The 11,836-nt window shown below is 41.0% G+C and carries 8 protein-coding genes, 2 rRNA genes, 1 pseudogene and 1 riboswitch (1 of these 12 only partly in view); of the genes and pseudogenes, 1 reads left to right on the top strand and 10 read right to left on the bottom strand.

What is annotated here, in order from left to right; all coding sequences use genetic code 11:
- Positions 1-22 precede the first annotated feature (22 nt).
- The 8 genes from purF to purE form a co-directional block, all read right to left on the bottom strand.
- Complete coding sequence (purF, locus tag MHH66_RS01770; protein WP_002124870.1) at positions 23-1,438, bottom strand: amidophosphoribosyltransferase; 1,416 nt, start codon at positions 1,436-1,438, stop codon at positions 23-25.
- Positions 1,423-3,642, bottom strand: coding sequence for a phosphoribosylformylglycinamidine synthase II (gene purL, locus MHH66_RS01765; RefSeq protein ID WP_078185499.1), 2,220 nt, complete (start codon positions 3,640-3,642; stop codon positions 1,423-1,425). The genes purF and purL overlap by 16 nt, the downstream gene beginning before the upstream one ends.
- Positions 3,626-4,309 carry a phosphoribosylformylglycinamidine synthase subunit PurQ gene (gene purQ / locus MHH66_RS01760; protein WP_002140189.1) on the bottom strand — a complete coding sequence of 228 codons (684 nt, stop codon included), beginning with the start codon at positions 4,307-4,309 and terminating at the stop codon, positions 3,626-3,628. Before purQ ends, purL begins: the two co-directional genes overlap by 17 nt.
- Positions 4,306-4,560 carry a phosphoribosylformylglycinamidine synthase subunit PurS gene (gene purS, locus MHH66_RS01755; RefSeq protein WP_000278823.1) on the bottom strand — a complete coding sequence of 85 codons (255 nt, stop codon included), beginning with the start codon at positions 4,558-4,560 and terminating at the stop codon, positions 4,306-4,308. Before purS ends, purQ begins: the two co-directional genes overlap by 4 nt.
- Positions 4,553-5,272 carry a phosphoribosylaminoimidazolesuccinocarboxamide synthase gene (gene purC / locus MHH66_RS01750; protein ID WP_002029482.1) on the bottom strand — a complete coding sequence of 240 codons (720 nt, stop codon included), beginning with the start codon at positions 5,270-5,272 and terminating at the stop codon, positions 4,553-4,555. Before purC ends, purS begins: the two co-directional genes overlap by 8 nt.
- An 88-nt stretch (positions 5,273-5,360) precedes the next feature.
- Positions 5,361-6,668 (bottom strand): adenylosuccinate lyase, encoded by a 1,308-nt coding sequence (purB, locus tag MHH66_RS01745; RefSeq protein WP_002139387.1) that lies wholly within the window; start codon positions 6,666-6,668, stop codon positions 5,361-5,363.
- Positions 6,665-7,816 carry a 5-(carboxyamino)imidazole ribonucleotide synthase gene (gene purK, locus MHH66_RS01740; protein WP_002140188.1) on the bottom strand — a complete coding sequence of 384 codons (1,152 nt, stop codon included), beginning with the start codon at positions 7,814-7,816 and terminating at the stop codon, positions 6,665-6,667. Before purK ends, purB begins: the two co-directional genes overlap by 4 nt.
- Positions 7,813-8,298, bottom strand: coding sequence for a 5-(carboxyamino)imidazole ribonucleotide mutase (gene purE / locus MHH66_RS01735; RefSeq protein ID WP_002167058.1), 486 nt, complete (start codon positions 8,296-8,298; stop codon positions 7,813-7,815). The genes purK and purE overlap by 4 nt, the downstream gene beginning before the upstream one ends.
- A gap of 110 nt (positions 8,299-8,408) precedes the next feature.
- Positions 8,409-8,510, bottom strand: a riboswitch (purine riboswitch).
- A gap of 298 nt (positions 8,511-8,808) precedes the next feature.
- Between purE and MHH66_RS01730 the strand changes: the two are divergent.
- Positions 8,809-9,062: pseudogene (locus tag MHH66_RS01730) on the top strand (hypothetical protein).
- A gap of 43 nt (positions 9,063-9,105) precedes the next feature.
- Here the strand turns inward: MHH66_RS01730 and rrf are convergent.
- Together rrf and MHH66_RS01720 are read right to left on the bottom strand one after the other, a co-directional pair.
- Positions 9,106-9,221 (bottom strand): 5S ribosomal RNA (gene rrf / locus MHH66_RS01725).
- Between the two features lie 49 nt (positions 9,222-9,270).
- A 23S ribosomal RNA gene (locus MHH66_RS01720) occupies positions 9,271-11,836 on the bottom strand (it continues 356 nt past the right edge of the window).

The raw sequence follows: 11,836 nt of genomic DNA, 5'->3' as shown, positions 1-11,836 counted from the left end.
AGAAGTAGAAGCTTTTTTCTTCTTATTTCATACTTTCTAAAAGCTCTTGCTCATAATCATAAAGAGCTGTTGGATAGTCTCCATTGAAGTAAGCCATACATAGACCACCGTATTTCCCTTCATATGGGCGTCCAATTGCATCTACTAATCCATCTTCACTTAAAAATGTTAGTGAATCTGCTCCGATGATTTGACGGATTTCTTCTATTGAATTATTTGCTGCGATTAATTCTTTTCTCGTTTGAATATCAATGCCATAGAAGCATGGATACTTAAGAGGTGGTGAAGCAATTCTTACATGGACTTCTGTCGCTCCAGCCTCGCGAAGCATACGAACAATTCGTTTACTTGTCGTTCCTCTTACGATAGAATCGTCAATCATAACAACTCGTTTTCCTTCAACTACGCCTCTTACTGCTGAAAGCTTCATCTTAACCCCTTGCTCACGCAGTTCTTGAGAAGGTTGAATAAACGTACGTCCAACGTAACGATTTTTAATTAACCCTAACTCATACGGAATTCCTGTCGCCTCCGCATAACCAATTGCTGCTGAAATACTAGAGTCTGGTACACCAGTAACAACATCAGCTTCAATAGGAGCTTCCGCCGCTAAACGTTTCCCCATGTTTTTACGTGCTGCATGAACATTAATACCAGCTATATTAGAATCTGGACGTGCAAAGTAAATGTATTCCATACTGCAAATCGCATGGTCTACTTCATTTGTAAAACGATCTACGTGAATTCCTTCATCATTGATAATAAGCAATTCACCAGGTTCTACATCACGAATGTATGTTGCACCAACTACATCGAAAGCACATGTTTCCGATGCTACAACGTAAGCATCCCCCATCTTTCCAATTGAAAGAGGACGGAATCCATTTGGATCTAGCGCAACGATCATTTCATTTCCAGTTAGTAAAAGATATGCAAACGCACCTTTCACTTTATTTAGAGCCTCTTTTACACTATCAATTAAAGAATCTTTTGTACTACGCTTAATGAGGTGTAAAAGTACTTCTGTATCTGAACTTGTTTGAAAAATACTTCCCTCTGCCTCTAATTCACGACGAAGCATTTTTGCATTAATTAAATTTCCGTTATGAGCTAACGCCATGCTATGATCGGAAAAACGGAATAATAATGGTTGAACGTTAGCAACTTCACTTCCACCAGCTGTTGCATATCGTACGTGTCCAATTGCTGATTTCCCGTTTAATCCCTCTAGCTCACCTCTTGAAAACACTTCTGATATTAAACCTAACCCCTTGTGACCGATGATTTTTTCCCCATTATTTACAACAATGCCTGCGCCCTCTTGCCCACGGTGCTGCAAACTGTGCAATCCGTAGTACGAAACTTGTGCTGCATTTTCATGCCCCCAAATTCCAAAAACGCCACATTCTTCATTTAACCCCTTTATTTCAGCAAGCATGGGATTGCCCCTTTCCAAGCCTTTCTCATTTCATCTACATTTACTGTAAGTAATACTTCATTTTCTTCATTATGAATTGTTACTTCATTTGTATTTGTCACTTCTCCAACTTGAATTGCTTCAACAACTTTCTCAAATGCTTCTTTATTTTCACGTTTTACGGTTATAACGAAGCGCGATTGTGATTCTGCAAATAATACTGCTGTTGCTTCTCCGTCTAATTTCACAGTAGCACCTAAACCGTTAGCACCAATTGCACTTTCAGTAATTGCAACTGCTAAACCACCTTCTGCAACATCATGTGCAGATTGAACAAGGCCAGCTTGAATTGCTGCTAGTACTTGCTTTTGGCGTTTTAATTCTACATCTAGATCGATGCTTGGTGATTGACCGAAAATTTTTCCGTAGATCATTTTCTGTAATTCACTTCCGCCAAACTCAGCTTTCGTCTCTCCGATTACATAAACTAAATCGCCAGCTTGTTTAAATTCTTGTGTTGTTACGTGTTTTAAATCGTGTACAAGTCCAACCATCCCAACAGTTGGTGTTGGATATACAGCTTCACCACTACGCTCGTTATACATTGATACATTCCCGCCGATAACTGGCGTTTGTAACTTGCGGCAAGCTTCACTCATACCGTCTACTGATTTCTCAATTTGCCAGAAGATCTCTGGTTTTTCTGGGTTACCGAAGTTTAAGCAATCTGTAATTGCAAGTGGCTCTCCGCCAGAACATACGATATTACGTGCTGCCTCTGCTACTGCAATTTTACCGCCCACTTCTGGATCTAAATAAATGTAGCGAGAGTTACAATCTGTCGTCATTGCTAATCCTTTTTCTGTACCGCGTACACGTATAACCGCTGCATCTGAACCTGGTGTAACGATTGTGCTAGTGCGCACTTGATAATCATATTGATCATATACCCACTCTTTACTTGCAATCGTTGGTTGTTGTAATAAAGATAATAACGTTTCTTTATAATCTTCTACTTTTGGTGTTTCCATTTTCATCTGCTGGAACTCAGTAAAGTATGCTGCTTCTTTTGACGGTTTATGATAAATTGGTGCTTCTTCTGCAAGAGCATCCGCTGGTACTTCAGCTACCATTTCATCTTTATGGAATAATCGAAGCATTTTATCTTCAGTTACTTTCCCCATCGTAACTGCTGCAAGACCATACTTCTCAAATAAATCTACTATTTCTTGCTCTCTACCTTTTTTCACAACGATTAACATACGCTCTTGTGATTCAGATAACATCATTTCATATGGAGTCATTCCAGTTTCACGCTGCGGTACATCATCTAAGTACATTTCAATACCCATACCTGCTTTACTTGCCATTTCTGCAGAAGATGATGTTAAACCAGCAGCTCCCATATCTTGAATTCCAACAAGTGCATCAGACTGAATAAGTTCTAAACATGCTTCAATAAGAAGTTTCTCCATAAATGGATCCCCTACTTGAACTGCCGGACGCTTCGCTTCTGAGCTTTCAGATAACTCTTCAGATGCGAATGTTGCACCGTGAATACCATCACGACCAGTTGATGCTCCTACGTACATTACTGTATTACCAGCACCATGTGCTTGCCCTTTTTTAATATCTTCATGATTAATTAGGCCTACACACATTGCATTTACAAGTGGATTTCCTTCATAACATGGATCAAACTGTACTTCGCCGCCAACAGTAGGAATACCAATGCAGTTACCGTATCCTGCGATTCCTGCTACTACTTCTTCAAATAAATATTTCACGCGTGGTGATTGTAATTCACCGAAGCGAAGTGAGTTTAATAGAGCTACCGGACGTGCTCCCATAGAGAATACATCGCGAATAATACCACCGACACCTGTCGCTGCCCCTTGATATGGCTCAATTGCAGAAGGATGGTTATGACTTTCCATTTTAAATACAACCGCTTGATTATCACCGATATCTACAATTCCAGCGCCTTCTCCAGGTCCTTGTAAGACACGCTCACCTGTCGTTGGAAACTTACGAAGAACTGGCTTTGAATTTTTATAACTACAATGTTCAGACCACATAACAGAGAATAGTCCCGTTTCTGTATAATTCGGCAAACGGCCTAAAATCTTTTCAACCATGGCAAACTCTTCGTCTGTTAGCCCCATTTCCGCATATATACGCTCTTCTTTAATTTGTGTTGGATTTGGCTCAAGCATTAACGACATATGTTTCCCTCCACTGTTTTAAGATAGATTGAAAGACTTTTAACCCTTCAGCACCGCCAAGTAATTCATCTACAGCACGCTCTGGGTGTGGCATCATACCAAGAACATTTCCTTTTTCATTTACAATACCTGCAATATCTGAAACGCTTCCATTCGGATTTTCTACGTAACGGAATGCGATTTGATTATTCTCTTCTAATTGTTTAAGAGTTGCTTCATCACAATAGTAATTCCCCTCACCATGTGCAATTGGAATATTGATTACTTCATTTTTTTCATATTGTGATGTAAACATAGTTTCATTATTTTCAACACGTAACTGAACCGTACGGCACATAAACTTTAAGTTTTCGTTTCTCATTAATGCTCCTGGTAGTAATCCTGATTCAACAAGAATCTGGAATCCATTACACACTCCTAAAATTGGCTTTCCTTGCTCAGCAGCCTTTTGCACTGCTTTCATTGCGTTAGCAAAGCGAGAGATAGCACCACAACGTAAATAGTCACCGTAAGAGAATCCACCTGGTAGTAAAATTGCATCATATTCATCTAAATTCTCTCTATCGTGCCAAACATAATCTACTTCTTCACCAAGCTCATCTTTAATTGCATGGAACATATCGACATCACAGTTCGAACCTGGGAATACTATGACTGCAAATTTCACTGTGCGACAACCTCCTCAACTTCATAACGGAAGTCTTCCATTACAACGTTTGCTAATAATTTTTCACACATTTCTTTTACCTTGCTATCCAGATCAGATACTGATTTATCAATTGTTAATTCCATATATTTTCCGATTCGAACGTCTTGTACTTCTGTAAATGAAAGACTATGAAGCGCTCCCTTTACCGCAGTTCCTTGTGGATCTAATACACTTTCTCTTAACGTTACATATACCTTAACTTTATACATGTGAAGCTCCCCCTAAACGTTTTAAAATTTCTTCATATGCTTCTGTTAAATTCCCAAGATCACGACGGAATACATCTTTATCAAATTTTTCATTGCTCGTTTCATCCCATAAACGGCAAGTATCTGGTGAAATTTCATCTGCTAATATGATTTCCCCTTCTTCTGTTACGCCAAACTCTAATTTAAAATCTACTAATCTTACACGACAGCTTGCGAAATGCTCAATCATCACTTGATTGATTTGTAGAGCTGCATCTCGTAATACGCTTACTTGCTCTGGTGTTGCAACATTTAACAAACGAATATGATCTTCCGTTACAAGTGGATCTCCTAAATCATCATCTTTGTAGTAAAATTCTACGATTGGTGTTGTAAGAGCAGTTCCTTCTTCCATTCCTAGTCTTTTTGAAAGACTACCTGCAATTACGTTTCTTGTGACAACTTCTAATGGAATAATACTCACCTTTTTGACAAGTTGTTCTGTATCAGATAACTTCTCCACAAAGTGTGTTTTAATTCCAACTTCTTGTAACTTTCTGAACAATAAAGTTGTAATCTCATTGTTCAAACGACCTTTTCCTGTAATTGTCGCTTTTTTCTCCCCATTGAAAGCAGTCGCACTATCTTTGTACTCTACCCAAACCATATCTGCTGCTTCTGTACGATAAATTCTTTTTGCCTTACCTTCATACAGCAATTCTAGCTTTTGCATTTCGCAAGCCCCCTGTAGTTTGAAAAATGTGAATAATATTTTTATAAAGAATGGCACAGAATGACTCTATTCTGTGCCATATGAAATTTTACGCTTCGTTTAATCCAAGGCGTTCAAAGATTGTATCAACGTGTTGCATATGATGTTCATAATTGAAACATTCGTTAATTTCTTCTTGCGTTAACTTACTTGTAATACGCTCGTCAGATTCTACAAGCTCTTTAAATTGTACTTGTGTTTCCCAAGCTTCCATTGCTTTAGGCTGTACGATATCATAAGCTTCTTCACGTACCAGACCTTTGTCAATTAGTGTAAGCATTACGCGCTGAGAGTAAATTAAGCCGTATGTTCTTGTCATATTGCGTTTCATATTCTCTGGGAATACAGTTAAGTTTTTAACGATATTACCAAAGCGATTTAACATGTAATTTAACGCGATTGTAGCATCTGGTAAAATTACGCGTTCTGCAGAAGAGTGAGAGATATCACGCTCATGCCATAACGGAACATTCTCGTAAGCTGTCATCATATAACCGCGGATAACACGAGCTAAACCAGTCATATTTTCAGATCCAATTGGATTACGTTTATGTGGCATTGCAGAAGAACCTTTTTGACCTTTTGCAAAAGCCTCTTCAACTTCACGTGTTTCACTCTTTTGTAAACCACGAATCTCAACTGCCATCTTTTCAACAGATGTTGCGATTAGTGCAAGTGTTGACATGTAATGTGCATGACGATCACGTTGCAATGTTTGTGTTGAAATTGGTGCTGCTTCTAATCCTAAGTTTTCACAAACATACTTTTCTACGAATGGATCAATATTTGCATATGTACCAACCGCACCAGATAATTTACCAACGCGAACTGTATCAGCAGCTTGTTTGAAACGCTCTACGTTACGTTTCATTTCTTCATACCAAAGACCAAGTTTTAAACCAAATGTTGTTGGCTCTGCATGTACACCGTGTGTTCTTCCCATCATGATCGTGTATTTATGCTCTTTCGCTTTATTAGCTAAAATACTAACAAAGTTTTCTAAGTCTTTTAACAAGATTTCATTTGCTTGTTTTAAGATATAAGATAACGCTGTATCTACTACGTCTGTAGATGTTAAACCGTAATGAACCCATTTACGTTCCTCGCCTAATGTTGGTGTTTCTGATACAGCACGAGTGAAAGCAACTACGTCATGACGTGTTTCTTTTTCAATTTCATAAATACGATCAATATCAAATGATGCATGTTCACGAATTTTTTTCACATCTTCTTTTGGAATATCGCCAAGCTCAGCCCATGCTTCACACGCTAAAATCTCAACTTCTAACCACGCTTTAAATTTGTTCTCTTCCGTCCAAATCGCACCCATTTCAGGGCGTGTATAACGATTAATCATCTTTTTCCCTCCAACAGTTGTTCTTGATGGTCCCAAATATGCAAACTCTTCGCTTTTTCTAGAGCGACTTCAATATTATCATTTAAAATATTAACATGCCCCATTTTTCGCTGTGCTTTTGCTTCTTCTTTTCCATACAAGTGTAAATAGCACCCGGTTAGTCTATTCACTTGTCCTAGGACCCCTTCTATATGTTCGCCTAAAATGTTAACCATGACAACTGGTTTTAACAAATTTGTTTCTCCAAGAGGTAAATTACAGATTGCTCGAATATGTTGACCAAATTGACTCGTTTCACATGCATCCTGTGTATAGTGTCCTGAATTGTGAGGTCTTGGTGCTAATTCATTAATGTAAATCTCACCGTCAGCTGTAGCAAACATCTCTACCGCTAGTGTTCCCACAAGTTCTAGTTCATCCGCAAGTACCTTTGCGTAAGCAATTGCTTTTTGAGAAAGTTCTTCTGTAATGCGGGCTGGAACGATAGATTCATGCAAAATGTTATTTACATGAATATTTTCCGCTACCGGAAATACTTTCGTTTCACCACTTACACTACGAATTACAATAACTGATACTTCTTTTTCAAAGGGCACCCATTTTTCTAGAATGCACTCTGCTTTATTAGTAAGTTCTTTTGCTCTCACAACATCAGCTTCACTCTTTAAAACCACTTGCCCTTTACCATCGTATCCACCTGTCGTTGTTTTTAAGACAGAAGGGAAAGATAACTCTTTAATTGCTTCTGTAAGTTGATCTTGATTTTGAACCAATCTATACGATGCTACTGGTAACCCAGCTTTTTCAATTGCATTCTTTTCTGTAAAACGATTTTGCGTTTTATTTAACAACTGACTACCTTGTGGTAAGTAAGCATGTTTTTCAAGCCATTGTAAACATCTATAATCAATATTCTCAAATTCATATGTGACAACGTCGCTTATCTCTGCTAAATGCTGAATTGCTTTTAAATCGTCATATGGTGCAACGACTTCAACATCAGCAACTTGTGCACATGGTGAATGCTTTGTAGGATCTAAAACAGCAATTTTATAACCCATTTCCTTAGCTGCCAACGCCATCATTCTTCCAAGCTGGCCGCCTCCAATAATGCCGATTGTTTTTCCAGGTAAAATGATTCTCGTCATACTAGCTCACTACCTTCACGCACAGTTTTCTCAATAGCTTCTCGTCTCAACTCTAATGCATCATGTATATCATCATGAAATGATCCAAGTATTTGTGCAGCAAGTAATCCAGCATTCGTTGAACCAGCCTTACCAATTGCAACAGTTGCAACTGGAACCCCTCCTGGCATTTGGACAATGGATAATAACGAATCTAGGCCGTTTAACGCCTTTGATTGAACTGGAACACCAATTACAGGAAGATTTGTCTTCGCTGCAACCATTCCTGGTAAATGCGCTGCTCCACCAGCTCCAGCAATAATAACTTTTACTCCACGTTCACGAGCTGTTTCTGCATATTCAAACATATAATCCGGAGTCCGATGAGCGGATACAACTTTTTTCTCATACGGTATATTTAATTCATCTAAAATGTCACAAGCATATTTCATTGTTTCCCAGTCTGACGTGCTTCCCATTATGACTCCAACTAGTGATTTCATATTAGAATCCCCCCGATTCAAATAAAAAAAGCCTGAAATAGAACAGTTTCTCTTTTACTATGAGAGAAAGTGCTCTACTCAGGCATACGTATCCCTTGTGAATAGAAAAATACCGAGTGACTTTCCCTCATAGTCTAACGAATAACGGTCGTTAGGTAGAGACTTGCAGGCCATATCCCCGCGATTATATGAGGTCTTATATATTATTGTTTCTATGGCTATATTAACAATATTTCATAAACAATGTCAATAAATAATCGAATGTTTTTTTATTAGTCATCAATAACGTTCGTGTTTTAGTTATATTCAAAAGAAGAATTGCAACTATATGCAAGAAGGAAAGGGAATTAGAATATATATTTCTAGAGATCTATTTTACGTATAACTATTTATATAATACTTCAGTATGTTTTAATCAATATATATACTCTCTTGTGTTCTATACATCGATAGAACTTATATTATAACGATTTAATTTCAAAGGAGGAATAACCGTGAAAAAAAATAACTGTGCTATTATCCTATTTATTTTTCTCTATCGCAGTAATTGCTGTAATTATTGAATGCTTATTTATATCATCCCATTTTTTCTACTCTCATTATTATGATAGAAATAATCTTTCCTATTCTTAGGGATTATTTTAGGAGCATTCGAAAAATCCGGAGCACAAAAAATCATTACCATTATTTTAAACTGCCTCTATTTCATTCTTTTTTCGTCTTTAGGATTATTAAATTTATGGATTTTAACCTTCGGTAAATAAAAATAAACACAAAAAAACCTAAGTCGAAACGACTTAGGTTTTTGCTTGGCGACGTCCTACTCTCACAGGGACAAGGTCCCAACTACCATCGGCGCTAGAGAGCTTAACTTCCGTGTTCGGTATGGGAACGGGTGTGACCTCTCTGCCATCATCACCAAACTGATGAAGGTATATTCCTTCAAAACTAGATAACAGTGCTTCATATTATATGGTTAAGTCCTCGATCTATTAGTATTCGTCAGCTCCACATGTCACCATGCTTCCACCTCGAACCTATCAACCTGATCATCTTTCAGGGATCTTACTAGCTTACGCTATGGGAAATCTCATCTTGAGGGGGGCTTCATGCTTAGATGCTTTCAGCACTTATCCCTTCCGCACATAGCTACCCAGCTATGCCCTTGGCAGAACAACTGGTACACCAGCGGTGCGTCCATCCCGGTCCTCTCGTACTAAGGACAGCTCCTCTCAAATTTCCTGCGCCCACGACGGATAGGGACCGAACTGTCTCACGACGTTCTGAACCCAGCTCGCGTACCGCTTTAATGGGCGAACAGCCCAACCCTTGGGACCGACTACAGCCCCAGGATGCGATGAGCCGACATCGAGGTGCCAAACCTCCCCGTCGATGTGGACTCTTGGGGGAGATAAGCCTGTTATCCCCGGGGTAGCTTTTATCCGTTGAGCGATGGCCCTTCCATGCGGAACCACCGGATCACTAAGCCCGACTTTCGTCCCTGCTCGACTTGTAGGTCTCGCAGTCAAGCTCCCTTATGCCTTTGCACTCTACGAATGATTTCCAACCATTCTGAGGGAACCTTTGGGCGCCTCCGTTACACTTTAGGAGGCGACCGCCCCAGTCAAACTGCCCACCTGACACTGTCTCCCGGGTCGATGAGACCCGTAGGTTAGAATTTCAATACAGTCAGGGCGGTATCCCACCAGCGCCTCCACCGAAGCTAGCGCTCCGGTTTCAATGGCTCCCGCCTATCCTGTACAAACTGTACCAAAATTCAATATCAGGCTACAGTAAAGCTCCACGGGGTCTTTCCGTCCTGTCGCGGGTAACCTGCATCTTCACAGGTACTATAATTTCACCGAGTCTCTGGTTGAGACAGTGCCCAAATCGTTACACCTTTCGTGCGGGTCGGAACTTACCCGACAAGGAATTTCGCTACCTTAGGACCGTTATAGTTACGGCCGCCGTTTACTGGGGCTTCAGTTCAGAGCTTCGCTTACGCTAACCCCTCTCCTTAACCTTCCAGCACCGGGCAGGTGTCAGCCCCTATACTTCGCCTTACGGCTTCGCAGAGACCTGTGTTTTTGCTAAACAGTCGCTTGGGCCTATTCACTGCGGCTTTCCGTTAAGAAAGCACCCCTTCTCCCGAAGTTACGGGGTCATTTTGCCGAGTTCCTTAACCAGAGTTCTCTCGCACACCTTAGGATTCTCTCCTCGCCTACCTGTGTCGGTTTGCGGTACAGGCACCTTTTATCTCGCTAGAAGCTTTTCTTGGCAGCGGGGAATCAAAGACTTCGCTCCATAAGGAGCTTCCCCATCACAGCTCAGCCTTCACGATAAGCGGATTTGCCTACTTATCAGCCTAACTGCTTGGACGTGCACAACCAATCGCACGCTTCTTCTATCCTTCTGCGTCCCTCCATTGCTCAAACGATAAAGAGGTGGTACAGGAATATCAACCTGTTGTCCATCGCCTACGCCTGTCGGCCTCGGCTTAGGTCCTGACTAACCCTGAGCGGACGAGCCTTCCTCAGGAAACCTTAGGCATTCGGTGGACGGGATTCTCACCCGTCTTTCGCTACTCATACCGGCATTCTCACTTCTAAGCGCTCCACCAGTCCTTCCGGTCTGACTTCACTGCACTTAGAACGCTCCCCTACCACTGATACCATTGGTATCAATTCGCAGCTTCGGTGGTGTATTTAGCCCCGGTACATTTTCGGCGCAGAGTCACTCGACTAGTGAGCTATTACGCACTCTTTAAATGGTGGCTGCTTCTGAGCCAACATCCTAGTTGTCTAAGCAACTCCACATCCTTTTCCACTTAATACACACTTTGGGACCTTAGCTGGCGATCTGGGCTGTTTCCCTCTTGACTACGGATCTTATCACTCGCAGTCTGACTCCTAAGGATAAGTCATTGGCATTCGGAGTTTGACTGAATTCGGTAATCCGATGAGGACCCCTAGTTCAATCAGTGCTCTACCTCCAAGACTCTTACACTTAAGGCTAGCCCTAAAGCTATTTCGGGGAGAACCAGCTATCTCCAGGTTCGATTGGAATTTCTCCGCTACCCACACCTCATCCCCGCACTTTTCAACGTGCGTGGGTTCGGGCCTCCATTCAGTGTTACCTGAACTTCACCCTGGACATGGGTAGATCACCTGGTTTCGGGTCTACGACCACGTACTAAACGCCCTATTCAGACTCGCTTTCGCTGCGGCTCCGCCTCTTCAGCTTAACCTCGCACGGGATCGTAACTCGCCGGTTCATTCTACAAAAGGCACGCCATCACCCATTAACGGGCTCTGACTATTTGTAGGCACACGGTTTCAGGATCTCTTTCACTCCCCTTCCGGGGTGCTTTTCACCTTTCCCTCACGGTACTGGTTCACTATCGATCACTAGGGAGTATTTAGCCTTGGGAGATGGTCCTCCCAGATTCCGACGGAATTTCACGTGTTCCGCCGTACTCAGGATACATTCAAGAGAGAACGAAGTTTCGACTACGGGGTTATTACCCTCTGTGACGGAC

Source organism: Bacillus sp. FSL H8-0492, from assembly GCF_038006145.1.
Classification (GTDB): Bacteria; Bacillota; Bacilli; order Bacillales; family Bacillaceae_G; genus Bacillus_A; species Bacillus_A mycoides.
This window is presented reverse-complemented; position numbering and strand designations above follow the sequence as displayed.

Excerpts from the sequence above, each read along its gene's own strand:
- purF (WP_002124870.1), bottom strand. The coding sequence starts at position 1,438 with ATGCTTGCTGAAATAAAGGGGTTAAATGAAGAATGTGGCGTTTTTGGA.
- purS (WP_000278823.1), bottom strand. The coding sequence starts at position 4,560 with ATGTATAAAGTTAAGGTATATGTAACGTTAAGAGAAAGTGTATTAGAT.
- purC (WP_002029482.1), bottom strand. The coding sequence starts at position 5,272 with ATGCAAAAGCTAGAATTGCTGTATGAAGGTAAGGCAAAAAGAATTTAT.
- purL (WP_078185499.1), bottom strand. The coding sequence starts at position 3,642 with ATGTCGTTAATGCTTGAGCCAAATCCAACACAAATTAAAGAAGAGCGT.
- purB (WP_002139387.1), bottom strand. The coding sequence starts at position 6,668 with ATGATTAATCGTTATACACGCCCTGAAATGGGTGCGATTTGGACGGAA.
- purE (WP_002167058.1), bottom strand. The coding sequence starts at position 8,298 with ATGAAATCACTAGTTGGAGTCATAATGGGAAGCACGTCAGACTGGGAA.
- purK (WP_002140188.1), bottom strand. The coding sequence starts at position 7,816 with ATGACGAGAATCATTTTACCTGGAAAAACAATCGGCATTATTGGAGGC.